Source organism: Streptacidiphilus anmyonensis (genome assembly GCF_000787855.1).
Classification (GTDB): Bacteria; Actinomycetota; Actinomycetes; order Streptomycetales; family Streptomycetaceae; genus Streptacidiphilus; species Streptacidiphilus anmyonensis.
Genome location: NZ_BBPQ01000007.1, coordinates 31,751 through 57,646 on the forward strand (window position 1 = coordinate 31,751; position 25,896 = coordinate 57,646).

The following is a 25,896-nucleotide window of genomic DNA, read 5'->3' on the forward strand; positions in this document are numbered from 1 at the left end:
TTCCGCGCATTTCCGCGGCCCCGTCGGCACGCGGGCCGCGCCGTCGCCAGGCCGCCGCCCTCGCGTCCCGGACGCGAGCGGCGGTGCCGGGGTCCCCGGCGGGACTCCGGCACCGTAGGCGCAGCGAAGCAAAGCGCAGCGTGGCGTGCTGTGGCACGGCGTGGCGCGCCAGGGCGTGGACAAGCAGCGCGGGCACACGGGACGCGGCCGCGCCCCTCCCGCGCCTACTTCGGCCGGCGCAGGACGAGGACGCCGCGCGGAGCCAGGTGTGCGGCGGCGTCGTCCTCCATCGGCCAGGAGGCCGCGAGGGGCTCACCGTCGAGGCCGGAGAGGCCGGAGAGGTCGATCGGTTCGGCCGTCCGGTTGGTGAGGAACCAGTACTCCGCGCCGTCGTCCTCGCGGACCGCGAGGTCGACGCGTCCCCGCGCCTGGGCGGGGAGCTCGCTGTCGAGGCCGGCGGCGGCCAGCAGCGGGGCGAGCACCTCGGGCAGCTGCGCGGCGCCGAGCCGGGTGGAGACGTAGGCGGCCGTGCCCGGGCCGACCCGGCGGTGGGTGATCGCGGCGCGTCCGGCCTGCGGGCCGTCGCTGTAGCCGGCCAGGATCAGCACGGACGGGTCGGTGACGGTGACGGCCTCCGTCCACAGGGTGCCGGTGCAGCCGTTGTCCAGGCGGACGCTCGCGTCCTCGGGCAGCGGGGCGAACTCCTCGACGCGGATGCCCAGCAGGCTCCGCAGCGCGCCCGGGTAGCCGCCGAGGTGGACGTGGTCGTTCTCGTCGACGATCCCGGAGAAGTAGGTGGCCACCAGATGCCCGCCGCCCTCGACGAAATCGGTGAGCCGCTTGGCCAGCTCGGCCGGGACGACGTGCAGGACCGGCGTCACGAGCAGGTCGTAGCCGGAGAGGTCCGCGCGGGCGGGGACGACGTCGGCGCGCACGCCGAGGGCGAGGAAGGCGGAGTACCAGTCCAGCGCCTCCTGCCGGTAGCGCAGCAGCTCGGTCGGGTGCGAGTCGTGCTCGCTGGCCCACCAGGAGTCCCAGTCGAAGACGATCGCCGCCCGCGCGGGCCTGCGTGTGCTCCCGGCGACGGGGGCCAGTGCCGCGAGCGTGCGGCCGAGTGCGGTCACCGCGCGGAAGACCTCGCTGTCGGCGCCCGCGTGGGGCACCATCGCGGAGTGGTACTTCTCCGCGCCCGCCGCGGACTGGCGCCACTGGAAGAAGGCGACGACGTCCGCTCCGTGGCCCACGTGCAGCAGTGAGTCGCGGGCCAGCTCGCCGGGCAGCTTGGCCCGGTTGACGGGCTGCCAGTTGACCGCGCTGGTCGAGTGCTCCATCAGGTACCAGGGCCGGTGCGCCGCGATGCCGCTGACGAGGTTGGCGGAGAAGGACAGCTCGTCGAGCGCCTGCGGGCCGGGGTGCACGTAGTGGTCGTTGGAGACGAAGTCGACGTCCTCGGCCCAACTCGCGTAGTCCATGCCCTTGGTCTCGCCCATCACCATGAAGTTGGTGGTGACCGGCACCTCCGGCGTGATCCGCCGCAGCACCTCGCGCTCGGCGCACAGGTGGTCGCGCAGGGCGTCGGAGGAGAAGCGCTTGAAGTCCAGCTGCTGGGTGGGGTTGGGGTGCGAGGCGGCCAGCCGCGGCGGCAGGATCTGCTCCCAGGCGCTGTAGTGCTGGGACCAGAAGGAGGTGCCCCAGGCGTGGTTGAGCGCGTCCAGGGTCTGGTAGCGGTCGCGCAGCCACAGCCGGAACGCGCCGGCCGCGTCGTCGGAGTAGTCGTAGACGTTGTGGCAGCCCAGCTCGTTGGAGACGTGCCAGGCGGCGAGGGCGGGGTGGCGGCCGTAGCGGGCGGCCAACTCCTCCACCAGCCGCAGCGCGTGGGAGCGGAAGACGGGCGAGGTGGGACGCCAGTGCTGCCGCGCGCCCGGCCACAGCGTCTCGCCGGTGCGGGTGACGGGGAGGATCTCGGGATGCAGGGCGGTCAGCCACGGCGGCGGGGAGGCGGTGGCGGTCGCCAGGTCGACGGCGATCCCGCCCTCGTGGAGCAGTTCCATGACCTCGTCGAGCCAGCCGAAGTCCCAGGTGTCCTTCGTGGGTTGGAGTCGGGCCCAGGAGAAGATCGCCAGCGAGACGATGTTCACGCCCGCCTCGCGCATCAGCCGGACGTCCTCCGCCCAGACCTCGCGCGGCCACTGCTCCGGGTTGTAGTCGGCGCCGTAGCCCAGGCGGGGAGAGCGGTCGCCCTCGGGCCAGCGGATCCAGCGCGGCGCGGGGGAGGGAGACGTGGTCATGGTGATCCTCTCGGATGCGGGCGGTGCGCTCGGGGGGAGCGCACCGGGCGGAACAGGGCCCGGCGGCGGCGCGGGGATCCGGGCGTCGCGCCGCCGCCGGAGTGCGGGAGGGCAGCCGGTGTCAGCCGGTCGTGAAGCCCTGCTGGCTGCCGTACCTGAGCGAGGCGTCCTGCCAGTTCTTCAGCCCCTGGGCCAGCGTGGTGCTGGAGACGTACGCCTTGCCGACGTTGTCGTTGAAGATCGAGTTGGCGTAGACCTGGAAGGGCAGGTACTGCCAGCCCTTGACGACGTTCTTCGCCGACTGGGCGAAGATCTGGTTGGCCTGCTGGCCGCCGAAGTAGGGGAAGGCGGTGTTCAGGAAGGCGGGGGAGTTCAGGTCCGCGGTGGTGGCCGGGAACGCGCCGCCCTTGATGCGGTCCTGGACGCCGGGGCCGGCGTCGGCGAACTTGAGGAAGGCGTAGGCCAGGTCCTGGTTCGCGCTGGCCTTCATCACCGCCAGCGAGCTGCCGCCGTTCTCCGCGCTGGCGTTCTGACCGGCCTGCCACTGCGGCAGGGGCGCGACGCGCCAGTCACCGGAGGCGCCGGGGACGCCGGAGACGAAGTTGGCCGGCATCCAGGCGCCGGTGGCCAGGGTGGCGATGGTGCCGTCGCCGAGGCCCTTGTACCACTGGTCGCTCCAGGAGTTGATCGGCGCGACGAGCTTGCCGGAGACCAACTGCTGCCAGGTGGAGGTGAACGCGGTGCTGCCGGCGTCGGAGAAGTCGACGGACACCTTCGTGCCGTCCACCTTGTACGGGTGGCCGCCGGCCTGCCAGATCAGGGAGGTGGTGAAGCCCGCGTCGCCGGTGTCGTTGGTGATGTAGGCGTTGGGGTTCGCCGCGTGCAGCTTCCTGGCGTCGTCGAGGTACTCTGCCCAGGTGCTGGGGACCGTCAGCTTGTACTGGTCGAAGACCTTCTTGTTGTAGAACAGCGCCATGGGACCGGAGTCCATCGGCAGCGCGTACACGCCGCCGGCGATGTCGACGGAGCTCCACGGGCCGGGCGAGAAGGTCCCGTTCAGCGAGGCCGCGCCGAACTGCGTCAGGTCCTGCACGGACTTGCCGAGCGCGAACTGCCCGAGCGCGTAGTACTCGATCTGCGCCACGTCCGGTCCGCCGCTGCCCGCGGAGACGGCGTTCTGCAGCGCGGTGTACTGCTTGTCGCCGGTGCCCGCGTTCACGAGGTTGACGTGCACCTTGGGGTACTTGGCCTCGAAGTCGGTGACGACCTGCTTGAGGGTCGGCTCCCAGGCCCAGACGGTGATGGTGCCGCCCTTGGCGAGGGCCGCCTGGACCGCGGAGGCCCCGGCCGAGGCGTCGCCGGACCCGGAGGCGGCGGTGGAGCCGGAGGAGGAGCAGGCGGTCAGGCTCAGGGCGGCGGCGCACAGCAGCCCGAGACCTCTGACGACGCGGCGTGCGGGGACGTGCATGGTGTTCACTCCGTTGTGCTCAGGTGAGGGTGGGTGTGGGGCGAGCAGTGGTGCAGAGCGAGGGGAGGGCTACTCCTTGACGCTCCCGGCGGCCAGCCCTGACTGCCAGTAGCGCTGGAGCAGCAGGAAGGCGGCGACGAGCGGCACGATCGTCAGCAGCGAACCGGTGATGACGAGGTTGAACACGGGCTGTCCTCCGGCCGTGGCGGCCTGGGCGTTCCAGGCGTTGAGGCCGAGGGTGAGCGGGTACCAGTTCGGGTCCTTGATCATGATCAGCGGCAGGAAGTAGTTGTTCCAGGTCGCGACCACGGTGAAGAGCAGGACCGTCACGATGCCGGGCGACAGCAGCGGCAGGGCGATGGTGAAGAAGGTGCGCACCTCGCCGGACCCGTCGACCCGGGCCGCCTCCAGCAGTTCGGCGGGGACGGCCTCGGAGGCGAAGACCCACATCAGGTAGAGGCCGAACGGCGAGACCAGGGAGGGGATGATCACCGCCCAGGGCGTGTTGGTCAGCCCCATCGTGCTGAACATCAGGAAGGTCGGCACCGCGAGGGCGGTGGCGGGCACGGCGACGGCGCCGATGACGACGGCGAAGACCGTCTTCTTGCCGCGGAAGTCGAACTTGGCCAGCCCGTAGCCGGCCAGCACCGCGAGCAGCGTCGCCCCGCCCGCGCCGAGGACGACGTAGAGGAGGGTGTTGAGCAGCCAGCGCAGGAAGACGTGGTGGTCGTAGGTCAGGGTCTGGGAGATGTTGTCCCACAGGGCGAACCTGCCGCTGAACCACAGGCCGGGGGAGCCGAGCAGGTTCGCCTGGGTCTTGGTGGCGCTGACGACCAGCCAGGCCAGCGGCACCAGCGTGTAGAGCACGATCAGGCTCGACAGCGCCGTCAGGGTCCTGCTGCGGCGCGGCCTGTCGACCGAGTACGCGCGGCGCGGCCGCGAGGAGGCCGTCCGCAGGCGCGGGGAGCGGCCGGGGCCGGAGGTCTTCGTCGGAGCGGGCGTCGTGGCGGTCATCGCTCACGCCTCCTTTCGCATGCCGCGCAGCTGGAAGGCGTAGGCGACGATCATGGTGAGGACGCCCATGATGATCGCGACCGTGGCGGCGTAGTCCTCCTGCTGGCCGGAGAAGGCCAGCGAGTAGGTGTAGAGGTTCGGGGTGTACGAGGTGGTCACGGAGTCCGGCACCAGCGGCCGCAGGATGCTCGGCTCGTTGAACAGCTGGAAGCTGCCGATGATCGAGAAGATCGTGGCGATCACGACCGCGCCGCGGATCGCGGGCAGCTTGACGGCGGCGACGATCCGCCACTGCCCGGCGCCGTCGATCGCCGCCGCCTCGTAGAGGGAGTGCGGGATCACGCGCAGCGCGGAGTAGAAGATCAGCATGTTGTAGCCGATGAACTCCCAGGTCACGATGTTGCCGATGCTGGCGAGGATCAGGTGCGGGGAGAGCGGGTCGGGCAGGGTGACGCCGAAGGCGTGGTTCAGGTCGGCGACCAGACCGAAGCGCGTGCCGTACATGAAGCCCCACATCAGCGTCGCCACGACGGCCGGGACGGCGTAGGGCAGGAAGACCGTGATCCGGAAGAAGTCCCGCCCGTAGAGCCGGCCGCTGTCCAGGGCGAGCGCCACCAGCAGGGCGATGCCGAGCATCACGGGCACCTGCACGGCGAGGAAGAGCGCGACCCGGCCGAGACCGTCCCAGAACTGCGGATCGGCGATCGCCTGCCGGTAGTTGGCGATCCCGACGAAGGTGGTGCCGCCGATCAGCCGGTCCTGGAACAGGCTGAGGTAGATCGAGTAGGCGATCGGCGCCAGGAAGACCAGGGCGAACACGGCCAGGAACGGCGCGGTGAACCCGAACCCGGCCCAGCCGCGCGCGGAGCGCCTGGGTCGTGAACGGGCGGGTGGGTCGGCAACCGTCATGTGGCTATCCCTTGTTCCTCGGTGCTGCGGTCCCTCGATGTTGCGGAGGATGGTTGCGCAAACATCACCCTGCTGGCAAGCCCCTCGGAGCTGGATGTTTGCGTAAACATCACGTAGGGTGATGCTGACATCGGGGGTCGAAGGCCGTCAAGGGACGGCTCGGATCGTGTTTGATCTGAGGCTGGGCACGGCTCGGACGAACGCAGGAGGATGCTCGTGAAGGACAACGCCGTAGGGGTGGCCCCGCCCGCGCGACGGCGCCGCGGCGCCTCGATGGCGGACGTCGCCCGTGTCGCGGGGGTCTCCGCGCAGACGGTCTCCCGGGTCTCCAATGGCAGTCCGGACGTCGTCGAGGAGACCCGCGCCCGGGTCCTGGCCGCCATGAAGGAGCTCGGCTACCGGCCCAACAGCGCCGCCCGGGCGCTCAAGCACGGCGAGTTCCGCACGCTCGGCGTCATCCTGTTCAACCTCTCCTCCACCGGCAACGTCCGCACCCTGGAGGCCATCGCCGAGTCCGCGGCCCTGGAGGGCTACGCGATCACCCTGCTGCCGGCCGTCCCCACGCAGACGGGCGTGAACGGGGCGTTCACCCGGCTCGGCGAGCTCGCGGTCGACGGCGTCATCGTCATCATGGAGGTCCACCTGCTGGACTCCGCCACCCTCTCGCTGCCCCCGCACGTCCAGGTCGTCGTGGTCGACTCCGACGCGGGCGACCGCTACGCCGTCGTCGACACCGACCAGCGCGGCGGGGCCCGCGCCGCCGTGGAGCACCTGCTCGAACTCGGCCACCGCACCGTGTGGCACCTGGCCGGCCCGCCGGACTCCTTCGCCGCGCAGCGCCGTACGGACGCCTGGCTCGCGGTGCTCAGGGAGGCCGGACGCACGGTCCCGCCGCTGCTCTTCGGCGACTGGTCGGCCGAGTCCGGCTACATGGCCGGCCGACTCGTCCCCGAGGACTGCACCGCGGTGTTCGCGGCGAACGACCAGATGGCCCTCGGACTGCTGCGCGCCCTGCACGAGCGCGGACGGCGCGTGCCGGAGGACGTCAGCGTGGTGGGCTTCGACGACATCTCCGAGGCCGCGTCCTTCATCCCGCCGCTGACGACCGTGCACCAGGACTTCGGCGAGGTGGGCCGCCGCTGCGTCGAGGGCGTGCTGCGGCAGATCCGCCACCAGTCCGCCGAGCACGGCACCGCACTGGTCCCCACCACGCTGGTGCGGCGGGCCAGCACCGCCCCGCCGCGTCAGCCGCGGTGACCTTTCGTCACCGCTGAGGCTCCCGGCCGCTGAAGGGCGCGGCCGCTGAGGCGCGCGGCCGTTGAGGCGGCGGCGGTGATCGGGGCCGGTCGCCGCCAAGGGCCTTGACTTCCTGCCGACAAGGGCACCACACTCGCTGCCCAGCCCGCCGTGTTTGCGCAAACATCGTCTCGTGCGGGCCGCGTCGACGAGCGGTCAACTCGTGGGCGCTCCATGTCATGTGACGGCGGCCCGACGCCCCGCGACGCCCGAGGTCAGGACTCCCAGGAGACCGGGTGTGCCGCGGCCGGCCCGCCGCCGCGCACCCACCCTCTGACAGGAGCCCGATGTCCCTTCGGATACGCGCCGCCGCACGCCCGCGTGCGGCCGGCCGCATCGCCCTCACCCTCGGCACGGTCCTCGCCACCGCCGTCCTGCCCACCCTCGCCCCGGCCTCCGCGAGCGCCGCCGCCGGTACCGCGCAGATCACCGGCGCCGCCCAGACCATCAGCGGCTTCGGCGCCTCCGGCGCCTGGTGGCCGATCGACCTGGCCAGCTTCTCCAGCAGCGTGCAGAACCAGGTCGGCGACCTGCTCTTCACGAACTCCGGCATCCAGCTCAGCCAGTACCGCTACAACATCGGCGGCGGCGGAGCCGGCGTCACCACGTCCGACCGGGCGCCGCAGACCTTCCTCACCTCCACCGGAGGCTACGACTGGACCAAGGACGCGGGCGGGCAGAAGTTCCTCCAACTCGCCGCCGCCGACCACGTCCCCGATCTGATCGGCTTCGTCAACAGCGCCCCGGCCGCCGACACCACCAACGGCAGGAACTGCGGCGGCTCGATCGACACCTCCAAGGACGCCGCCTACGGCAGCTACCTCGCCACCGTCGCCGCCCACTTCGCCGCCCAGGGCGAGGCGTTCAGCCAGATCAGCCCCATGAACGAGCCCGACGACTCCTTCGGCACCTGCGGCCAGGAGGGCATGTCCGTCGCCGCCTCCGCCCGAGCCGGTGTGATCGACGCCGTCGGCTCCGCCCTGAAGACCGCCGGGCTGCCCACCACCGTCATCGCGGACGAGTCCAGCCAGACCACCCAGCTCACCTCCGAGGCCCCGACCTGGCTCGCCGACGCCGCCGCCCCCGGCTACGTCAGCGCCGTCGCCCACCACACCTACGACTTCCCCTCCGGCAGCCGGCTGGAGCAGGTCGGCGCGTTGGGCGCGACCAGCGGCAAGCCGGTGTGGGCCACCGAGATCTGCTGCCAGGGCGTCGGCGGCGGCTACGGCCAGCAGTACGACCCGACCATCTCCGGCGCGCTGACGATGGTCAACTCGCTCTACAGTGACCTGGCCTACGGCGACGACAGCGCCTTCCTGTGGTGGACCGCGCTGTCCCCGATGATGGGCTGCGACCCGACGGCCGGCAGCTCCTGCGCCACCTCGGTCAACCTGTCCGGCTGGAACGACGGCCTCATCTACTACGACCCGAACTACGCCAGTGACGGCAACCAGAGCCTGTACGTGACCAAGCGCTTCTACGCGCTGGGCCAGTACAGCCGGTTCGTCCGTCCCGGCGCCGTCCGCTACGCCGTCGCGGGGTCCCCGAGCGGGGTGCAGACGCTCGCGTTCCGGCAGAACAACGCCTGGACCATCGTCGCCGCCAACACCAACTCCTCCGCCACCACGCTGACGCTGAACGCTGGCAGCGGGGCACTCACCCCGACCGGCAGCTACCGCACCAGCGCTACCGAGAACCTCGCCTCCGTGGCCGCACCCACGGTCTCCGGCTCCACGCTGACCGCGAGCCTGCCCGCGCAGAGCGTCACCACCTACCAGCTCGCCGACGCCGGGCAGCCCGGCAGCACCGCGCCGACCGGCCAGACCCTGACCGGCGCGCAGTCGGGCCGCTGCCTCGACGTGCCGAACGTCTCCACCGTCGACGGCACCCAGTTGGAGCTGTGGGGGTGCAACGGCGGAAGCAACCAGCAGTACACGCTGACCGCCTCCGGCGCCGTCACCGTCTACAGCGGCGCCGACCTCAAGTGCCTCGGCGGCAAGCAGGGCGGCACCGCGCCCGGCACCGCCGTCGACATCGACGGCTGCGACGGCAGCGCAGGCCAGCAGTGGGTGGCCCACCCCGACGGCTCGCTCACGAACGCCGCCTCCGGCCTCTGCCTCGACGCCTACGGCCAGGGCACTGGGAACGGGACCTCGATCGACGAGTGGACCTGCAACGGTGGGGCCAACCAGCAGTGGACCCTGAACTGAAGCGGACTGCACTGAAGTGAGCTGAACTCAAGCGGACTGAACTGCACGGCCTCAACTGTGCGGCGGTGACGCCCGGTTCCGGCGGGCCCCTGACGGCTCGTCGGAACCGGGCGCGTCCCGCCCGCTCAGGCCACGGGCGAGCCCGCGCAAGCGGGCCGGGACTCCTCCGGGCGCCCGTCCGGCGCCGGTTCGGGGGCGGACCCGACCGGATGGGCCGGGCCCTGCCCGGCCGCCGCGACCGGACGCCGCCGGAGTCGGGAAAGCCGCGAAAGCCGCGGCGGTCGGGCCTCGCTGACGAAGACGCCGAGGACGATGAGTGCCGCGCCGAGGATCGCCGGGCCGGGGAGGCGGTCGCCGGCCAGGCGGCCGACGAGGCCGCCCCAGACGGGCTCACCGGAGTAGATCACCGTCGCCCGCATCGGAGGCACGGACTGCTGCGCCCAGTTCATGGTCAGCTGGATGATCGCGCTGGCCGAGCCCAGCCCCACGGCGGCGGTGAGCCAGACCCAGGAGAAGGCCGGGACCGACTCGCCGGTCGCGGGCATGGCGAGGAAGCACAGGATGCTCGCGGTGAGCAGTTGCACGACGGTGGCCCGGCGCAGGTCCACCCGCCCGGCGAACCGGCTGATCAGTACGATCTCGGCCGCGCCGGCCACCGCCGAGCCCAGCGTGGCCAGTTCGCCCGTGCCCAGGGCCGTGCCGCCGGCCCCCGGGCCGGCCAGGAGGACGAGCCCGGCGGCGGCGCAGGCGATGCCGAGCAGACCCGCGGGCTTGGGCGGCTTGCGCAGGATCAGCCACTGGAAGAGGGGCACCAGGGGGACGTAGAGCGCCGTGATGAAGGCGACCGTGCTGCTGCTGACGGTCTGCAGCCCGTAGGTCTGGAGTGCGTAGCCGAGGGCGATGGTCACGCCGACGCACACCCCGGCCACCAGGTCCCGCCGGGTCGTCCCCCGCAACGTCTTCCGGAAGACCAGTAGGCTGAGCAGCCCGGCGGTGGCGAAACGGAAGCCGACGAAGAAGAGAGGACCGCTGTGGCGCATGGCGGTGTGCACGATCAGGAAGGTCGTGCCCCAGAACATGGTGATGGCGACCAGAGCCAGGTCGTGGCGGCCCAGGCCCAGGAGGCGGCCGCTGCGGAGCGCGCGGGAGTGCAGCATAGTGCACAGCATAAGGGCAACATAGTGCGCAGTGGCAAGGGTGCCAAGGGCGGCGAGGGGCGCTCCGACGTCCTGGCGTTCGTCGGGGAGAACCTGCGCCGGCTGCGCCGCGAGGCGGGGATGAGCCAGGCCGCGCTCGCGGAGACGTCGGGGGTCAGTCGCCGGATGATCGTCAACCTGGAGGGCGGCGACACCAACATCAGCCTCTCCAGCCTCGACCGTCTGGCCGAGGCGCTCGGGGTGACCTTCGTCGAGGTCGTCAGCGACCCCGCCGCGCAGAGCCGGCGCATCGACGCGGTCGCCTGGCGCGGTGCCCACCCCGCCAGCGAGGCGGTCCTGCTGGGCAGCGTGCCCGCGCGCAGCGAGGCCCAGTTGTGGCGTTGGACGCTCGGCCCCGGCGACCGCTACGTCGCCGAACCCGACCCCGAGGGCTGGCACGAGATGATCGCCGTGACCGAGGGGCGGGTGCTGATCGACCTGGCCGAGGGGCCGGTGGTCGTCGAGACCGGCGGCTACGCCATCTACAGCAGCGCCCAGAGCTACGCCTACGCCAACGTCGGCGACGGCGTCGCCCGGTTCGTGCGCACGGCGGTCATGTGACCGGCGGCCGGCAGCCTCAGGCGGAGGCCCGGCGGACCAGCAGCGGCCGGGAGATGCTGTCCTGGGTCGAGGGCTTCGCGCCCGCCAGGCCGTCCAGGACCGTCTGCGCGAGGTCACGGCCCGTCAGCTCGTAGTCGAAACCGACGGTGGTGAGCGGCGGGATGCTGACGGGGGCGGCGGGGATGTCCCCGACGCCGATCACGGCGATGTCGTCCGGGGCGCGCAGGCCGCGCAGATGCATCCCGGCGAGCACGGCCATGGCCGTCTCGTCGTTGTACGCGCACACGCCCGTCACCCCCGCGCGGACCCACTCGTCCACGGCCAGGGCGGCCGGGGCGGGGTCCAGGTCGACGGCCAGCGGCAGGAGTTCGCCGAGACCGCGCTCCGCGCAGGTCATGGCGACCCCGCGCAGGCGCTCCTGCACCCGCCACTGCGAGGCGTGCTCGGCCGGAAGGGCGTAACCGAGACGGCCGCGTCCCAGGCCGACGAGGTGCTCCGCCTGGAGCCGCCCGATCTCCTGCAGCTCTGCTCTGGCCTGCTGCCCGGTGCCGAGCACGACCTGCGCGCCCGCGCGGTGCAGCGCCTCGGTCGTCTCCTCGTCGAACGGGATGAGACTGATCACGGCCGAGGCGTCCACCGCGGCGCACAGGTCGGGCAGCTGCCGACCGTGCCCCTCCGCGAGGTGCGTGACCAGCGACAGGCCGTGACCGGCGAGCGCGGCGGCCAACTGCTCGATGAAGCGGGAGAGGTTCGCGGAGATCGGCAGGCCGGGAAGGGCGAGCAGCACCACGTCGCTGCGCCCGGCTGCCAGGGACCGCGCGGAGGCGCGCGGACGGTAGTCCAGTCGCTTCGCCGCGTCCAGGACGCGCCGCCGGGTCTCCTCGGGGATCGTCTGCCCGCGCGTGTCGTTGAGCACGAAGCTGACCGTGGTCTGCGAGACCCCGGCCTCCCGCGCCACGTCGGCGCTGGTGACCCGCCTCGAGGGTGTTCTCATCGGCCTCCTCCGTCGGGGCCCCACTCTAGTGCCGCGACGGGGGTGGCCGGTGGCGGGCAGCGGACCGCCGACTGCCGCGGGAGGTGGCGGACCGTCAGTTCGACGATCCTGCGGCAGCCGGCGGAGCACGTCAGCCGACCAGGAGCTTCGCGCGCAGCTTGGCGATCGTCTGCGGGCGGAGGCCCAGGCCGTGCACGGCGTAGTCGTACATCGAGCCGTAGCTGGCGCTCACCTGCGCGAAGCCGGCCTGGAGGTAGGAGGCCTGCACCTGGAGCATCGGGGTGTAGACGGCGGCCTCGCCGGCCGGCATCGCCTTCAACATGCCCTGCACCGCGGGGGAGTCGAAGTAGTAGGTGTTGCTCAGCAGGTAGTCCTGCATGACGGTGTCCTGCGGCACGCCGAGCAGGGTGAGCAGCACGGCCGTGGCCCAGCCGGTCCGGTCCTTGCCCGCGGTGCAGTGGTAGAGCGCCGCGCCGTGGCCGTCGGCGATGCCGGTCAGCAGCTTGCCGAACGCGGCGCGGGCGGTGGCGTCGGTGACGAAGTCCTGCTCGATCTGCTGCATGTACTGCTCGGCCGCCGCCGGGCTGGTCAGCGTCGGGGTGAGCGTGACGTCGGCGAGGACGTTGAGGTTGGTGTAGCCGGCACCGGCCGGCACGACGTCGGGGGCTTGGGCGATCTCGGAGGTCGTCCGCAGGTCGTAGTCGGCGGTCACGCCGAGGGTGTTCACCACGCCGAGGTCGGCCGGGGTGAGCGAGAGCGCCTGGGAGCGGTACACCGCGCCCATGCGCACCCAGCGGCCGTCGGCCGTGCGGTAGCCGCCGACGTCGCGCAGGTTCGGGTCGCTGGCCAGGCCGCGGTCGCGGAGGCTCAGCACGAGGGGCCGGCCCGTCGAGGGCACGAGCCGGATCCAGTCGCCGTGGGCGGCCGTCACGGTGAGCGAGTCGTCGGCGGTGCCGAACCCGACGAAGTGCGGCTGGGCGGTCGCGGTCGAGCCGGCGAAGACGGCCACGCCGAGACGCTGGTGCGGGGCGGACCAGGTGACCTTCAGGGTTCCCGCGGTGGCGCCCGCGACCACGGTGGCGGAGGCGAACGGGACGGCGCGGTGGTCGGCGCGGTGCGCGGAGGCGTGCGTGGCCGTCGGGGCGGCCGAGGCCGTCGCGGTGCCGGCTGCGGCGGTCGCGACGAGGGTCGCGGCCGCGAGCACGGCGGCGCTTCGGGACAGGTGGGATGAGAGGCTCATGGCCGGGAAACTAAAGAACTAATGCGAATTAGTGAAGCCTCGTGCATGGCCGGTTGGTGGCGTCGGGATGAAGCCGGGGCGGACCTCGCTCCGCGACTCGGGCGGTACTGCGACTCAGGTGAGGCGGGGCTCAAGCCCGTGCGCGGTGGTGCTGCGACTCAGGCGGTGCCGGCATCAGGCGGTACCCGGCTCAGGCGGTGTCGGGGTTCCGGCGGTGCCGTCGCCCGCCTCGGGCGTTCCGCTCCCGGGTGCGGGCCGGAGCTGGTCGAGGACCGGTGCCAGGTGAGGGGCCGTGAGCGCGTAGCGCACGATGCGGCCGTCCTTCGTGCCGGCGACGACGCCCGCCGTGCGCAGCAGGCGCAGGATCTGGGAGACGGCCGGGTCGGCGATGCCGGTCGCCGTCGCGAGGTCGGTGACGGCGATCGGTCCCGCGTGGTGCAGAGCCAGCAGCACGGCGAGGCGGTGGGGCTCGCCGAGCAGGGCGAAGCGGTCGGCCCAGGCGGCGAGACGGTCGGCGTCGCCGATGCTCTCGATGGCGGCGCACACCGTGTGGCCGTCGATGACCCTGCGGTCGGCCCGCTCGGCGGGAACACGATGCATGCGGGCCATTGTGGCCTGCCGCGCCGGGTGCCCGTCGCGCTGCTCAGCCCATCGTGGCGGGCAGTCCGAACAGCGGGAACAGACCGGGGTCGAGAAACGAGGTGATCGCGGCGATCCGGTCCTCGCGCAGGTCCAGGACCGCGACGGCCCACGCGTCATGGGGGAGTGCGGGGTCGACGCCGAGGTAGAACGCGACGGCGGCTTGGCCGTTCGCGCCGGTCACCTGGTACCGCCAGCTCGGACATCGGGTGATCGGCACCTGCACGGCGAAGTCGAGGACCGCGTCGACGCCCTGGTACCAGTGCGGCAGCGGCGGCATCGACCAGGTGACGTCCTCGGTGAGCAGGGCGATCAGGGCCCGGGTGTCGCCGCGCTCCAACGCGCCGGCGAATCCGGCCGCGAGGGCCCGCGCCGCAGGGTCGCCGATCGAACGCAGCGTCTGCTGCTGGGTGCGGTCGGGAAGCCGCGACGCGAGGACGCGACGGGCGCGGGCGAGGGCGGAGTTCACCGAGGCGGTGGAGGTGTCCATCATGGCGGCGATCTCGGCCGCCGGGTAGCCGAGGACGTCGAACAGCAGCAGCGCCGCCCGCTGGTTGCCCGGCAGATGCTGGCACGCGGCCAGGAACGCCAGCTCGACGCCCTCGCGCTGCTCGTAGCGGGCCTCCGGCCCGGCGGGTCCCGTCGCGTCGCCGGGGAGAGCGGCGTCGGGGTAGGGTCCGAGCCAGGCGATGTCGGTGCGTGGAAGCTGGTCGAGCACGGCGTGTTCGCTCGACGGGCCCAGATCCACCGGCAGCGCCCGCCTGGAGCGGGCGTCCACGGCGTCCAGGCAGACGCGGGTGGCCACGGTGTAGAGCCAGGTGCGCAGGGTGCTGCGGCCCTCGAAGCGGGCCAGCCCGCGCCAGGCGCGGACCAGCGTCTCCTGGAGCGCGTCGTCGGCGTCGTGGACCGAGGCGAGCATCCGGTAGCAGTGGACGTGCAGCTCCCGGCGCAGCGGCGTCACCAGGCGGGTGAACGCGGCGTCGTCCCCGTGCCGGGCACGGGCCAGGTCGGCGTCCGGGGTGTCGGAGGAAAACTCGTCCATGAGCGACGATTCTGCTCCACCACGGCAGTCTCACCCGTGAACGCCCACGACCGAGCAGAGGAGCATCGCCCGTATGACACCGCAGACACCGCAGACACCGCAGGCACAGCCCACACCGCCGACTCCGCCGACGCCGACCGCGGACCGCCGAGCCGCGCCCGTGGACTGGTCCCTGATCCACGCCGAACGGGCCGCCCTGGCCGCCGACCTCGCGGGGCTGACCGACGAGCGGTGGGCCACCCCGTCGCTGTGCGACGGGCTCAGCGTCCGCGAGGTGCTCGCCCATCTGACGGCCGGGGCCACGCTCAACCCCGTGCGGTGGATGGCCGGGGTGATCCGCTGCCGTTTCGACTTCGACCGGCAGGTCGCCGTGCGGCTGGCCGAGCAGATGGGCGCCACCCCGGCGGACACGCTCGCGCGGTTCCGCGGGGCCGTCGCGAGCACGACCAAGCCGCCGCTGCCGAAGGCGGCGATGCTCGGCGAGACGGTCGTGCACGGGGAGGACATCCGCCGTCCGCTCGGTGTCCGGCGTGATTACCCCGTGGCCACCCTGACCGCGTTGGCCGCCTACTACCAGGGCTCCGACCTGCCCGTCATGTCCAAGAGGCGTGCCCACGGCCTGCGGCTGACGGCCACCGACGGCCCGTTCGCCGCCGGTGACGGGCCCCTGGTGTCCGGCACCACGCTGGCCCTCGTCATGGCGATGGCCGGCCGCGCGCGGTACTGCGACGAACTCGACGGCGAGGGCGTCGCCGTGCTGCGCCGGCGGCAGGCGATGACCTGACGGCCCGAAGGGCGTCCGCTGCGCGGCCGGCGGCGTCAGCCCTCCGTGCGCCGCAGCAGGTAGGTGTCCATGATCCATCCCTTGGCGTCGCGGGCCTCCTGGCGAAGCCGGGCGATCTCTTCGGCCTTGTCGGCCAGAGGGCCGGAGACCAGGATCTCGTCCGGGGTGCCGAGGTACGCGCCGTAGTGGATGTGGACGCCCTCGGGGTCGATCCCGGCGAAGGCGCCCCGGCCGTCGAGCATCACCACCGCGTCCTCCGCTCCGGGCGGGAAGCCCTCGGCGGCCAGGCGGCGGCCGGTGGTGATGCGGACCGGCCGTCCGACGCGGTTCAGCGTGGTCCGGTGGCGCGCCGCCAGCACGGAGACGCTGCTGACGCCCGGGACGACGTCGTAGCTGAACTCCGTGCGGCCCTGCGCCAGGATCTCGTCGAGGACCGCCGTGATGCTGTCGTACAGGCAGGGATCGCCCCAGACCAGCAGCGCGCCCGTGCCGTCCGGCCCGACGTGCTCGGTGATCAGGCTCTCGACCAGCTCGGAGCGGCGGCGGCGCCAGTCGTCGACCGCCTCCCGGTAGGCCGGGGTGGTGCGGTCGCGCTCGGCGTCCGGGATCTGGACGACGCGGTGGCCGGGCCGGGCGTGCTCCTCGATCATGCGCAGCCGGAGCTCGACGAGCTCCTGGCGCTGCTCGTTCTTGTCGAGGAGGAGGAAGACCTCGGTGCGGGCGAAGGCCTTGACCGCCTGGAGGGTGAGGTGGTCGGGGTCGCCCGCGCCGATGCCGATGACGTTGATGTGCCGCATGCGTCGATTCTTTCTGAAGGCGCGGGAAGGCTAGGACGGCGGGGTGGCCGTGGCGGCGAGCCAGGCCAGCGCCTGCGGGACGTCGGCGGCCCGCGGCACGCCGGGCGGCGCGGGGGGCCGTGTCACCACGACGACCGGCAGGCCCAACTGCCTGGCGGCGGTGAGCTTGGGGGCGGTGGCCGCGCCGCCGCTGTCCTTGGTGACCAGCACGTCGATCCGGTGCCGCCGCAGCAGCGCGAGCTCCGCGTCGAGGGTGAACGGGCCGCGGTCCAGCAGGATGTCGACGTGTCGCGGCAGCGGCGCGTCGGGCGGGTCGACCGAGCGGACCAGGAACCGGAGCCGGTCCAGCGCGGGCAGCCGGTCCGGACCCGTGAAGGGGCCGAGATCCTTGCGGCCGGTGGTGAGGAGGACCCGGCAGCCCAACTCCGGCAGCAGGGCGGCCGCTTCGGACAGTGACGCCACCGGGTGCCAGCGGTCGCCCGCGACGCGTCGCCAGCCCGGACGGCGCAGCACCAGCAGCGGAACTCCGGCGTCGGCCGCCGCCTGCGCGGCATTGGCGCTGATGCCCGTGGCGAAGGGATGGGTGGCGTCGACGACCGCCGCCACCTCTTCCGCGCGGAGCCAGGCGGCGAGCCCGAGGGCCCCGCCGAACCCGCCCGTGCGCACCTCCCCGTCGGGCAGGCGGGGCTGCTCCACCCGCCCCGCCAGTGACGTGGTCACCCGTACGGCCGCCGCCGGGTCGGCCGCGAGGGCCGCCGCCAGCATCCGTGCCTCGGTGGTGCCGCCGAGGATCAGCACATGACGCCGCGTCAGCTCAGGGCGGTCCTCGCGCATCAGCTCGCGCCGGGCTCGGCGGCCTGTGCCGAGCCGGGCGCGGAGCCGTGGTCGGAGCCGTGGTCGAAGGCGTGCAGGATGCGCTCCGCCGCGAGGGTCGCCGTCAGTTCGCCGCCGCGGACCCGGGCTTCGAGTTCCGGGGCGAGCGCACGGACGACCGGATGGTTGTCGAGGCGGCCGAGGATCTCGTCGCGGACCATGGTCCAGGCCCACTCGACCTGCTGGTCGCGGCGCTTGGCGGTGAGGCGGCCGGTGGACTCCAGCAGCGTCCGGTGCTGTTCGAGCCGCTCCCAGACCGTGTCGAGCCCGGCCGACTCGCGCGCGCTGCAGCTGAGGACCGGAGGGGTCCACGCGGCGTCGACGGGGTGCATCAGCCGCAGTGCGCCCGCGAGTTCGCGGGCGGCGGCGCGGGCGTCGCGCTCGTGCGGACCGTCGGCCTTGTTGACGGCGATGACGTCGGCCAGCTCCAGCACGCCCTTCTTGATGCCCTGGAGCTGGTCGCCGGTGCGGGCGAGGGAGAGCAGCAGGAAGGAGTCGACCATCCCGGCGACGGCGGTCTCCGACTGGCCGACGCCGACGGTCTCGACCAGCACGACGTCGTAGCCCGCCGCCTCCATCACCACCATGGACTCACGCGTGGCCTTGGCGACCCCGCCGAGCGTGCCGGCGCTGGGGGAGGGCCGCACGAAGGCGGCCGGGTCGACGGACAGGCGCTCCATCCGGGTCTTGTCGCCCAGGATGGAGCCGCCGGTCCGGGTCGAGGAGGGGTCGACGGCGAGCACCGCGACCCGGTGGCCGAGGCCCGTGAGCATCGTCCCGAAGGCGTCGATGAACGTCGACTTGCCCACCCCGGGCACGCCGCTGATGCCGATCCGCCGAGCCCGGCCCGCGTGCGGCAGCAGCTGCGTCAGCAACTGCTGGGCCAGGACGCGGTGGTCGGCGCGGGTGGACTCGACGAGCGTGACGGCGCGGGCGATGAACGCCCGCTTCCCGTCGAGCACACCCTTGGTGTACGCGTCCAGGTCGATGCGCATCCGCGGCTACAGCTCCGTGTGACCGAGCGAGGCGGCGAGGCTCCGCACCAGGTCGTAGGCGGCGTCGGGGATCACCGTGCCGGGCGGGAAGACCGCCGTCGCGCCCGCCTCCAGCAGCGCGGGGACGTCCTGCGGCGGGATGACCCCGCCCACGACGATCATGATGTCCTCGCGGCCCTCGGCGGCCAACTCCTCGCGCAGCGCGGGCACCAGCGTCAGGTGCCCGGCGGCCAGCGAGGAGACGCCGACGACGTGCACGTCCGCCTCCACCGCCTGGCGGGCCACCTCGCCAGGGGTCTGGAACAGCGGGCCCACGTCCACGGTGAAGCCCAGGTCGGCGAAGGCCGTGGCGATCACCTTCTGGCCGCGGTCGTGGCCGTCCTGGCCCATCTTGGCGACCAGGATGCGCGGACGGCGCCCCTCGGCCTCCTCGAACGCGTCGACCAGGGCCCGGGTACGGCCGATGGACGGGGACTCGCCTGCCTCGTTGCGGTACACACCGGAGATCGTACGGATCTGGCTGGTGTGCCGCCCGTACACCTTCTCCAGGGCGTCGGAGATCTCGCCCACGGTGGCCTTCGCGCGGGCCGCGTTCACCGCCAGCGCCAGCAGGTTGCCCTCCAGGCCGGTGCCCCCGCTGGTGTCCGAGCCGCGCTCGGCTGCGGCGGTCAGCGCGCGCAGCGCGTCCTGGGTGGCCTGCTCGTCGCGCTCCTCGCGCAGCCGGCGCAGCTTGGCGATCTGCTGGGCGCGCACCGAGGAGTTGTCGACCTGGAGCACGTCGATCGCCTCGTCGTTCTCCACCCGGTACTTGTTGACGCCGATGACCGGCTGGCGGCCGGAGTCGATGCGCGCCTGGGTACGGGCCGCGGCCTCCTCGATGCGCATCTTCGGGATGCCGGCGTCGATGGCCTTGGCCATGCCGCCCGCCGCCTCGACCTCCTGGATGTGCGCCCAGGCGCGGCGGGCCAGGTCGTAGGTGAGCCGCTCGACGTAGGCGCTGCCGCCCCACGGGTCGATGACCCGGCAGGTGCCCGACTCCTGCTGGAGCAGCAGCTGGGTGTTGCGGGCGATGCGGGCGCTGAAGTCGGTCGGCAGGGCCAGCGCCTCGTCGAGGGCGTTGGTGTGCAGCGACTGGGTGTGGCCCTGGGTCGCGGCCATGGCCTCGACGCAGGTGCGGGTGACGTTGTTGAACACGTCCTGCGCGGTCAGCGACCAGCCGGAGGTCTGCGAATGCGTGCGCAGCGACAGCGACTTGGTGTTCTTCGGGTCGAACTGCTTGACCAGCTTGGCCCAGAGCAGGCGGGCCGCCCGCATCTTGGCGATCTCCATGAAGAAGTTCATGCCGATCGCCCAGAAGAAGGAGAGCCGCGGTGCGAAGGTGTCCACGTCCAGGCCGACCGCCTGACCGGCGCGCAGGTACTCCACCCCGTCGGCGAGGGTGTACGCCAGCTCCAGGTCGGCCGTCGCCCCGGCCTCCTGGATGTGGTAGCCGGAGATGGAGATGGAGTTGTAGCGCGGCATCTTCTGCGAGGTGTACGCGAAGATGTCGGAGATGATCCGCATCGAGGGCTTCGGCGGATAGATGTAGGTGTTGCGGACCATGAACTCTTTGAGGATGTCGTTCTGGATGGTCCCCGCCAGCTTCTCGGGCGGCACCCCCTGCTCCTCGGCCGCCACGATGTAGAGCGCGAGAACGGGCAGCACGGCGCCGTTCATCGTCATCGACACCGTCATCTTGTCCAGCGGGATTCCGTCGAACAGCTGGCGCATGTCGTAGATGGAGTCGATGGCGACGCCCGCCATGCCGACGTCGCCGGTGACGCGCGGGTGGTCGCTGTCGTAGCCGCGGTGGGTGGGCAGGTCGAAGGCGACCGAGAGGCCCTTCTGACCGGCCGCCAGGTTGCGGCGGTAGAAGGCGTTCGACTCCTCGGCGGTGGAGAACCCGGCGTACTGGCGGATCGTCCAGGGCTGGTTCACGTACATCGTCGGGTAGGGCCCGCGCAGGTACGGGGCGACACCCGGGTAGGTGCCCAGGAAGTCCAGGCCCTCCAGGTCGCGGCCGGTGTAGAGCGGCTTGACGCCGATGCCCTCGGGCGTCTCCCAGAGCAGGTCGCCGGCGTCGCCGCCGGTGGCCTCCTTCACCGCCGCCTGCCACTGCTCCTCGGTCGCCTCGACCGGGGTGCCCGGGCCGAGCTCGACCCGCGAGAAGTCGGGAATCTGGGTCACGCCGGGGCTCCGATGAGGTCGAGGGCGGAGGAGAGGACGGCCGGCGCGTCGCAGCCGGCGAAGACGTAGGCGTCGACGTGCGCGTACTCGGCGGGCCGGCCCGCGAGGAGGACGCGGGTCGCGCCCGCGGCGTGCAGCGCCTCGGCGACGGCCTCGGCCTGCTCCGCGTACAGCTCGTCACTGGAGCAGAGGCACGCGACCACGGCGCCGGAGGCGGCGAACGCCTCGGCCGCGGTCGCCGCGTCCACGGACAGCGGGTCGTGGACCGGCTCGATGCCGCCGGCCTGGAACAGGTTGGCGGCGAACGTCGCGCGCGGGGTGTGCGCCGCCGCCGGGCCGAGCGCGGCGAGGAAGACCCGGGGGCGGGTTCCGGTGGCGGCGAGGTGCGCGTCGGAACGGGCGCGCAGCGCCTCGTACGCCTCGTCGCGGCGCACCTGCGGCAGGCCCTCGCCGGCCTCGGTGCGCCGCCCGAGCGGACGGACGCCGACCGCGACCGCCTCCTCGCGGACGACGGGCTTCTCGGCCAGGTTCGGGAACTCGCTGACGCCGGTGACCGGCTCCTTGCGGCGCGCGAGCTTCCTGCCGCGCTCCGCCCAGGTGGCGGCGATCCGGTCGCCCACCAGGCCGGAGCGCAGGGCGGCCTCCTGGCCGCCCGCGCGCTCCAGCGCCTGGAAGAACCCCCAGGCGGCGTGGGCGAGTTCGTCGGTCAGCCGCTCCACGTACCAGGAGCCGCCCGCCGGGTCGGCGACCCGGCCCAGGTGCGACTCCTCCAGCAGGATGGTCGAGGTGTTGCGGGCGATCCGGCGTGCGAACGCGTCGGGCTGCCCGAGGTCGTGGTCGAAGGGCAGCACCGTCACCGCGTCCGCACCGCCGACACCGGCCGCGAGGCAGGCGATGGTGGTGCGCAGCATGTTCACGTAGGGGTCGCGCCGCGTCATCATCACCGGCGAGGTCACCGCGTGCTGGACCTGGGCTGCGGCGGACCCGGCGCCGCGGCCCTCGGCGCCGCGGACCTCTGCGCCGGAGACGTCGACACCGGAGACCTCGGCGACACGGGACCACAGGCGGCGCGCGGCCCTCAGCTTCGCCACCGTCAGGAACTGGTCGGCCGTGGCCGCGTAGCGGAACTCCAGCTGGCGGCAGGCCGCGTCCACGGACAGCCCCGCGTCGGTGAGCAGGCGCAGGTAGGCGACACCGGTCGCCAGGGAGGCGCCCAGCTCCTCGGCCGCGGACGCGCCGGCCTCGTGGTAGGGCAGCGCGTCCACCGTCAGCGCCCGGATGCCGGGGTGGTCCCGCGCGCAGAGCCGGGCCAGTTCCACGGCCTCGGCGGTGTCCGCCGGTGCTCCGGTCCGCGCGGCGAGCCCGAGCGGGTCCGCGCCGAGGTTGCCCCGGGCGGCCTCCCGGGCCACGCCCCTGGCCTCGTAGATCCGCAGCAGCTCCCGCGCGGCGGCGCCGGTCTCGGGGCCCGCGTCGAGCACGACGGGGGCGAGGTCGAGGTAGACGCCGTCCAGCGTGCGGGCCAGGTCGGCCACGGCGACGCCGGATCCGCCGACGGCCAGCCACAGGGAGGTGACGCCGTTCTCCAGATCGGCGAGCACGGCCTCGTTGGCGCGGTCCGCCTCCGCCCGCTCGTGGCGCTGCCGCACGTCCCAGCCGCTGCTCGCCGGTCGGCCGCCGCGCACGTAGGGTGCGAACCCCGGGTAGCCGACAGCCGGGACGGCCGCGTCGGCGGCGGTGTGGAGCGGACCGACGACGAGCCCGTCCTCCAGCGCCGTGGCCAGCGCCTGCTCGGCCTCCGGTCCGGTCAGGTCCTTGCCTGACTTGCGCAGCACGCCCGCCACCAGGCTCTGCCAGTGGCTGTGGGAGGCGTCCGGGAACTCGGAAGCGAGCGAGAGCTCGTCGTCAGGCAGGACCGTCATAGCAGGATGCTAGGGCAGATCATCTGCGGCTCAGCGCGAGATGAACTGTGATGTATCCCTCTCCGGCACGCGCTGCTCCCGCCTCGCTCCGCGCGGCGTCGACGAGACTGGTCGACGAGCACCGGCGCGGGCCCGGCGCGGGCAGCGTGGGCCCGCCGCGGCCGGTCAGTCGAGGTAGCCGCGGACGCCTCCGGCGTAGTACGTGCTCGGGTCGCCCGGCGCCGGCTCGCGGCCGAGGGCGAATCGCGTCACCAGGTCCGGGTTGGCGATGAAGTGCCGCGCGAAGGAGACCGCGTCGGCGACGCCCGACGCGACCGCGGCGTTGGCACTCTCCCGGTCGAAGCCGTTGTTCGCGATCAGCGGACCGGCGAACAGGCGGCGGTAGCGGGCCAGCCGGCTCAGGTCCGGCGCGGCCCGGTCGGCCGTCGATCCCGCTGTCGCCGATCCCAGTGCCGTGGATCCCGGTGCCGTGGATCCCGCTGCCGTCGGGTGCGGTCCGGGCAGGTCCGGTCCGAGCAGGTGCAGGTAGGCGATCCGGCGGTCGCCCAGCTCCGCCGTCAACTCGTCGTACTCGGGCAGCAGTTCCACGTCGAAGGCGTACGGTCCGCCGCTGTTCCAGTACGGCGCCAGCCGCACCCCGACGCGCGGCGCGCCGTCCCAGACCGCAGTCACCGCGTCGAGGACCTCGAACAGGAAGCGCCGGCGCCGGAACCGGTCCCCGCCGTAGGCGTCCGTGCGCCGGTTCAACCGGGGGCTCAGGAACTGCGGGAGCAGGTACACGCCGTGGGCGGGCAGCTCGACGCCGTCGAAGCCCGCCCGGCGGGCGTTCGCCGCCGCCGTCGCGTAGTCCAGGACCGCCTGGGCGATCTCGGCGAGGCTCATCTCGTGCGGGGTGACGGTCGCCTTCGGCCCGGTCGGCGTGAACACCGTCTGCTCCGGGTTCACCGCGGACGGGCCGCCGGGCAGGCGTCCGTCGTGGTGGTCGGGGTGCGAGACCGCGCCCGCGTGCCACAGCTGCATCACGATCCGGCCGCCGAGCGCGTGCACGACGTCGGTGACCCGCCGCCACCCGGCCACCTGCTCCTCGCTGTAGATCCCGGGCACGTTGACCTGTCCGGTCGCCCGCTCGCTCACGAGCGTGCTCTCGGTGACGATCAGGCCGGCCGTCGCCCGCCGCGCGTAGTGGGCGACGTGCAGGTCGGTGGGCGCCAGCCCGCTGTTCTCGGCCCGCGCCCGGGTGGTCGGCGCCACCACCACGCGGTTGGGCAGCCGCAGGCCGGCGAGGTCGACCGGGCGCAGCAGGGGTTGGTCCAGGGCGGTGATGGTGGTCGGGGATGTCGTGGGCATCGTCGGTTCCTTCCGGTGGCTTCTGGTTCTCGTGGGCCTCGTAGGATCGACGTGGGGCGCGCGGCGAAGGTGACCGGAGACGATGGACGAACTGGCTCAGCGGTTCGAGACGCAGCGCGGGGCGCTGCGGGCGCTCGCCTTCCGGATGCTCGGCTCGCTCACCGAGGCCGAGGACGCGGTGCAGGAGGCATGGCTCAAGCTGAGCCGTGTCGACGCCGACGAGATCCGCACCCTGGACGCGTGGCTCCGCACGGTCGTCTCGCGGATCTGCCTGGACGCGCTGCGCTCCCGTGCCTCCCGGCCGGAGGAGCCCGTCGGGGAGCTTCTCGACGGGCGGCTGAACGACGGTCAGCGGCCCGCCGACGGGGCGGACCCGGAGCAGGAGGCCCTGCTCGTCGACGCGGTCGGCCGGGCGATGCTCGTCGTGCTCGACACGCTGACGCCGCCCGAACGTGTCGCGTTCGTGCTGCACGACCTGTTCGCCGTGCCCTTCGACGAGATCGCGCCGATCGTGGACCGGACCCCGGTGGCCGCGAAGAAGCTCGCCAGCCGGGCCCGGCAGCGGGTGCACGGCGCACCGGCGCTGCCCGCGACGCAGCTCGCCCGGCAGCGACGCGTGGTCGAGGCGTTCCTGGCGGCCTCGCGCACCGGCGACCTGGCCGCGCTCCTGCACCTGCTCACCACCGACGTGGTGCGCCGCGCCGACGCGGCCGCCCTCCCGCCCGGCGCGCCCACCGAGGCCCGCGGCGTCCGGGACGTGGCCGAGGGGGTCCTGGCCTTCGGCCGCCGCGCCCGGCTCGCGGCCCCGGCGCTGGTCGACGGCGTCGTCGGCGCGGTCGTGGCCCCGCACGGCCGGCTGGCCATGGTGATCCGCTTCACCGTCGTGGGCGAGCAGGTCGCCGCCTACGACGTGCTCGCGGACCCCGCCCGCCTGCGCGCCCTGGAGCTCGCCGTCCTCGACGCCTGACGACCACCGCCTGCCGGTCAGGTCCGGCGGGGCTCCCAGCGGTAGAACTCCCGCGCCATCGCGTCCTTCGGCTCGCGCCAGGTCAGCGGGTCGTAGGCGTGCACGTACGCCGAGAGCCGCTCGCTGACGTCGCGGAACTCGGGGTGGTCCTTGAACCGGTCCACCTGCGGACCCGGCGGCCGGTCGGACTCGATCAGGTGCAGGTACACGTCGCCGAACTGGAACAGGCTGCGGCCGGTGACGCCGACGAGGCCGGGAAGCTCGCCCCGGTCGGAGTCCGCGAACGCGGCGGCGATGTCCTTGGCCGATCCGGGCTTCATCCGGGCGACGATCAGAGCGCGGTGCATGGCGTTGTCGGGTCCTCTCGTGTCGATCTCAGCGGCCGGGCAGCGGCGCGGGCGGGCGCCGGCCCAGCTCCGCGGCGCGGCGCTCGACTTTGTCGCGGATGACGTCCAACTGCACCCGGCTGTTGCGGTTGATCCGCTCGGCCATCGTGAGGTCGTCGACGGGCGCGGTGGGCTTCATGGCGAAGTCCTGGATCCAGCGCATCGAAGTGCCGCCGGGCAGCTCGCGGTAGTGCCAGGTGATGTCCATGTGCGCGAAAGGGCCGGTCTCCACCCGGTGGGCCCGGACGGTCAGACCGGCCCGGTCCGTCTCACGCCGGGAGACCCACGACCAGACCTGGCCGTTCTCGTCGGGGTGCATGGTCAGCCGGAAGGTCACCTGGTCGCCGTCGCGCTCCAGCACGTCGACGGAGGCGTACTCGGTGAACAGGGAGGGCCAGCCCTCCACATCGTTGGTCATCTCCCAGGTGAGGTCCAGCGGGGCCGCGATCACGACGCTGTTGTCGGTGTGTCCGCTCATGTCAGGCCCCCGTGCCGAGCTGCCCGTTGACGGCGGCCAGGAAGGTGCGGGGGGTCCGGCAGGTCTCCGGCAGGCCGCCGATCGCGCGGCCGTAGCGCTGCTCCAGCTCCGAGACGACGCCCAGCAGGCCGAGCGAGTCCAGATCGAACCGGGCGAACTCTGCGTCGGGCTGCGCCGCCAGGGCGGCCGGGTCCACGTCCAGACCGGCCCGGCCCTTCATCACGGTCGCCAGCTCGTCGTAGGTCACAGGACCGTTCATCGGTGCTC

23 protein-coding genes are annotated in these 25,896 nt (G+C 73.1%); 5 read left to right on the top strand and 18 right to left on the bottom strand.

The features are described 5' to 3' along the window. Positions 1-224: 224 nt before the first annotated feature. From TR50_RS09905 to TR50_RS09920, 4 genes are all read right to left on the bottom strand, one after another. Positions 225-2,288, bottom strand: coding sequence for a beta-galactosidase (locus tag TR50_RS09905; protein WP_042417903.1), 2,064 nt, complete (start codon positions 2,286-2,288; stop codon positions 225-227). Positions 2,289-2,409: 121 nt separating this feature from the next. After that, the gene (locus TR50_RS09910; RefSeq protein ID WP_042417906.1) at positions 2,410-3,756 is read right to left on the bottom strand and encodes an ABC transporter substrate-binding protein; all 1,347 of its coding nucleotides are present in this window, start codon (positions 3,754-3,756) and stop codon (positions 2,410-2,412) included. Positions 3,757-3,825: 69 nt separating this feature from the next. Next, a complete protein-coding gene (locus tag TR50_RS09915) occupies positions 3,826-4,770 on the bottom strand; it encodes a carbohydrate ABC transporter permease (RefSeq protein ID WP_042417908.1) in 945 nt (314 codons plus the stop codon). 3 nt (positions 4,771-4,773) lie between these two features. Then, positions 4,774-5,679, bottom strand: a complete 906-nt coding sequence (locus TR50_RS09920) for a carbohydrate ABC transporter permease (protein WP_042417911.1) — start codon at positions 5,677-5,679, stop codon at positions 4,774-4,776. A gap of 273 nt (positions 5,680-5,952) precedes the next feature. On the opposite strand from TR50_RS09920, the gene TR50_RS09925 reads away from it, so the two are divergent. Next, positions 5,953-6,936 (top strand): LacI family DNA-binding transcriptional regulator, encoded by a 984-nt coding sequence (locus tag TR50_RS09925; RefSeq protein WP_042418284.1) that lies wholly within the window; start codon positions 5,953-5,955, stop codon positions 6,934-6,936. A gap of 326 nt (positions 6,937-7,262) precedes the next feature. Then, the gene (locus TR50_RS09930) at positions 7,263-9,185 is read left to right on the top strand and encodes a glycoside hydrolase (protein WP_052440892.1); all 1,923 of its coding nucleotides are present in this window, start codon (positions 7,263-7,265) and stop codon (positions 9,183-9,185) included. A gap of 125 nt (positions 9,186-9,310) precedes the next feature. On the opposite strand, the gene TR50_RS09935 is transcribed toward TR50_RS09930, so the two are convergent. Continuing rightward, entirely contained in the window at positions 9,311-10,342 is a 1,032-nt protein-coding gene (locus TR50_RS09935; protein ID WP_063775044.1) for a DMT family transporter, read from the bottom strand. Positions 10,343-10,366: 24 nt separating this feature from the next. Between TR50_RS09935 and TR50_RS09940 the strand changes: the two genes are divergently transcribed. Then, on the top strand, positions 10,367-10,942 hold the full coding sequence (locus tag TR50_RS09940) for a helix-turn-helix domain-containing protein (protein WP_042417915.1): 576 nt from the start codon (positions 10,367-10,369) through the stop codon (positions 10,940-10,942). Between the two features lie 16 nt (positions 10,943-10,958). On the opposite strand, the gene TR50_RS09945 is transcribed toward TR50_RS09940, so the two are convergent. The 4 genes from TR50_RS09945 to TR50_RS09960 form a co-directional block, all read right to left on the bottom strand. Then, complete coding sequence (locus TR50_RS09945; protein WP_042417920.1) at positions 10,959-11,936, bottom strand: LacI family DNA-binding transcriptional regulator; 978 nt, start codon at positions 11,934-11,936, stop codon at positions 10,959-10,961. Between the two features lie 130 nt (positions 11,937-12,066). Beyond that, positions 12,067-13,176, bottom strand: a complete 1,110-nt coding sequence (locus TR50_RS09950) for a tyrosine-protein phosphatase (RefSeq protein WP_042417923.1) — start codon at positions 13,174-13,176, stop codon at positions 12,067-12,069. Positions 13,177-13,350: 174 nt separating this feature from the next. Beyond that, positions 13,351-13,776, bottom strand: a complete 426-nt coding sequence (locus tag TR50_RS09955) for an ArsR/SmtB family transcription factor (RefSeq protein ID WP_084700064.1) — start codon at positions 13,774-13,776, stop codon at positions 13,351-13,353. Positions 13,777-13,819: 43 nt separating this feature from the next. Beyond that, positions 13,820-14,857 (bottom strand): sigma-70 family RNA polymerase sigma factor, encoded by a 1,038-nt coding sequence (locus TR50_RS09960; protein ID WP_042417926.1) that lies wholly within the window; start codon positions 14,855-14,857, stop codon positions 13,820-13,822. Positions 14,858-14,930: 73 nt separating this feature from the next. On the opposite strand from TR50_RS09960, the gene TR50_RS09965 reads away from it, so the two are divergent. After that, positions 14,931-15,641 carry a maleylpyruvate isomerase family mycothiol-dependent enzyme gene (locus tag TR50_RS09965; RefSeq protein WP_084700034.1) on the top strand — a complete coding sequence of 237 codons (711 nt, stop codon included), beginning with the start codon at positions 14,931-14,933 and terminating at the stop codon, positions 15,639-15,641. Positions 15,642-15,676: 35 nt separating this feature from the next. Here the strand turns inward: TR50_RS09965 and cobF are convergent, their stop codons facing one another. The 6 genes from cobF to TR50_RS09995 all read right to left on the bottom strand — a co-directional run bounded on the left by cobF (position 15,677) and on the right by TR50_RS09995 (position 23,798). After that, positions 15,677-16,438 (bottom strand): precorrin-6A synthase (deacetylating), encoded by a 762-nt coding sequence (cobF, locus tag TR50_RS09970; protein WP_042417933.1) that lies wholly within the window; start codon positions 16,436-16,438, stop codon positions 15,677-15,679. A 30-nt stretch (positions 16,439-16,468) separates the two neighbouring features. Continuing rightward, entirely contained in the window at positions 16,469-17,272 is an 804-nt protein-coding gene (locus tag TR50_RS09975; RefSeq protein ID WP_042417936.1) for a cobalt-precorrin-6A reductase, read from the bottom strand. Then, entirely contained in the window at positions 17,272-18,306 is a 1,035-nt protein-coding gene (gene meaB, locus TR50_RS09980; RefSeq protein WP_042417939.1) for a methylmalonyl Co-A mutase-associated GTPase MeaB, read from the bottom strand. The genes TR50_RS09975 and meaB overlap by 1 nt, the downstream gene beginning before the upstream one ends. A gap of 6 nt (positions 18,307-18,312) precedes the next feature. Further along, positions 18,313-20,532 (bottom strand): methylmalonyl-CoA mutase, encoded by a 2,220-nt coding sequence (gene scpA, locus TR50_RS09985; RefSeq protein WP_042417943.1) that lies wholly within the window; start codon positions 20,530-20,532, stop codon positions 18,313-18,315. After that, complete coding sequence (locus tag TR50_RS09990; RefSeq protein ID WP_042417946.1) at positions 20,529-22,451, bottom strand: methylmalonyl-CoA mutase family protein; 1,923 nt, start codon at positions 22,449-22,451, stop codon at positions 20,529-20,531. The genes scpA and TR50_RS09990 overlap by 4 nt, the downstream gene beginning before the upstream one ends. 165 nt (positions 22,452-22,616) lie before the next feature. Continuing rightward, entirely contained in the window at positions 22,617-23,798 is a 1,182-nt protein-coding gene (locus tag TR50_RS09995; protein WP_042417949.1) for an oxidoreductase, read from the bottom strand. 82 nt (positions 23,799-23,880) lie between these two features. Between TR50_RS09995 and TR50_RS10000 the strand changes: the two genes are divergently transcribed. Beyond that, complete coding sequence (locus tag TR50_RS10000) at positions 23,881-24,765, top strand: sigma-70 family RNA polymerase sigma factor (protein ID WP_042417952.1); 885 nt, start codon at positions 23,881-23,883, stop codon at positions 24,763-24,765. A 17-nt stretch (positions 24,766-24,782) separates the two neighbouring features. Here the strand turns inward: TR50_RS10000 and TR50_RS10005 are convergent, their stop codons facing one another. The 3 genes from TR50_RS10005 to TR50_RS10015 are packed head-to-tail and all read right to left on the bottom strand — an operon-like array spanning position 24,783 to position 25,888. Continuing rightward, positions 24,783-25,112: a TcmI family type II polyketide cyclase gene (locus TR50_RS10005; RefSeq protein WP_042417957.1), complete on the bottom strand. Its 330-nt coding sequence runs from the start codon at positions 25,110-25,112 to the stop codon at positions 24,783-24,785. A 28-nt stretch (positions 25,113-25,140) separates the two neighbouring features. Continuing rightward, entirely contained in the window at positions 25,141-25,629 is a 489-nt protein-coding gene (locus TR50_RS10010) for an SRPBCC family protein (protein ID WP_042417961.1), read from the bottom strand. A 1-nt stretch (position 25,630) separates the two neighbouring features. After that, entirely contained in the window at positions 25,631-25,888 is a 258-nt protein-coding gene (locus tag TR50_RS10015) for an acyl carrier protein (protein WP_042417965.1), read from the bottom strand. Positions 25,889-25,896: the final 8 nt, after the last annotated feature.

Coding starts and splice junctions, on each gene's coding strand:
- TR50_RS09960 (WP_042417926.1), bottom strand. CDS start 14,857: ATGGACGAGTTTTCCTCCGACACCCCGGACGCCGACCTGGCCCGTGCC.
- TR50_RS09905 (WP_042417903.1), bottom strand. CDS start 2,288: ATGACCACGTCTCCCTCCCCCGCGCCGCGCTGGATCCGCTGGCCCGAG.
- TR50_RS09995 (WP_042417949.1), bottom strand. CDS start 23,798: ATGCCCACGACATCCCCGACCACCATCACCGCCCTGGACCAACCCCTG.
- TR50_RS10005 (WP_042417957.1), bottom strand. CDS start 25,112: ATGCACCGCGCTCTGATCGTCGCCCGGATGAAGCCCGGATCGGCCAAG.
- TR50_RS09925 (WP_042418284.1), top strand. CDS start 5,953: ATGGCGGACGTCGCCCGTGTCGCGGGGGTCTCCGCGCAGACGGTCTCC.
- TR50_RS09910 (WP_042417906.1), bottom strand. CDS start 3,756: ATGCACGTCCCCGCACGCCGCGTCGTCAGAGGTCTCGGGCTGCTGTGC.
- meaB (WP_042417939.1), bottom strand. CDS start 18,306: ATGCGCATCGACCTGGACGCGTACACCAAGGGTGTGCTCGACGGGAAG.
- TR50_RS09950 (WP_042417923.1), bottom strand. CDS start 13,176: ATGAGCCTCTCATCCCACCTGTCCCGAAGCGCCGCCGTGCTCGCGGCC.
- TR50_RS10010 (WP_042417961.1), bottom strand. CDS start 25,629: ATGAGCGGACACACCGACAACAGCGTCGTGATCGCGGCCCCGCTGGAC.
- TR50_RS09915 (WP_042417908.1), bottom strand. CDS start 4,770: ATGACCGCCACGACGCCCGCTCCGACGAAGACCTCCGGCCCCGGCCGC.
- TR50_RS09990 (WP_042417946.1), bottom strand. CDS start 22,451: ATGACGGTCCTGCCTGACGACGAGCTCTCGCTCGCTTCCGAGTTCCCG.
- TR50_RS09920 (WP_042417911.1), bottom strand. CDS start 5,679: ATGACGGTTGCCGACCCACCCGCCCGTTCACGACCCAGGCGCTCCGCG.
- TR50_RS09935 (WP_063775044.1), bottom strand. CDS start 10,342: ATGCTGCACTCCCGCGCGCTCCGCAGCGGCCGCCTCCTGGGCCTGGGC.
- TR50_RS10000 (WP_042417952.1), top strand. CDS start 23,881: ATGGACGAACTGGCTCAGCGGTTCGAGACGCAGCGCGGGGCGCTGCGG.
- TR50_RS09975 (WP_042417936.1), bottom strand. CDS start 17,272: ATGCGCGAGGACCGCCCTGAGCTGACGCGGCGTCATGTGCTGATCCTC.
- TR50_RS09955 (WP_084700064.1), bottom strand. CDS start 13,776: ATGCATCGTGTTCCCGCCGAGCGGGCCGACCGCAGGGTCATCGACGGC.
- cobF (WP_042417933.1), bottom strand. CDS start 16,438: ATGCGGCACATCAACGTCATCGGCATCGGCGCGGGCGACCCCGACCAC.
- TR50_RS09945 (WP_042417920.1), bottom strand. CDS start 11,936: ATGAGAACACCCTCGAGGCGGGTCACCAGCGCCGACGTGGCGCGGGAG.
- TR50_RS09930 (WP_052440892.1), top strand. CDS start 7,263: ATGTCCCTTCGGATACGCGCCGCCGCACGCCCGCGTGCGGCCGGCCGC.
- TR50_RS10015 (WP_042417965.1), bottom strand. CDS start 25,888: ATGAACGGTCCTGTGACCTACGACGAGCTGGCGACCGTGATGAAGGGC.
- TR50_RS09965 (WP_084700034.1), top strand. CDS start 14,931: ATGACACCGCAGACACCGCAGACACCGCAGGCACAGCCCACACCGCCG.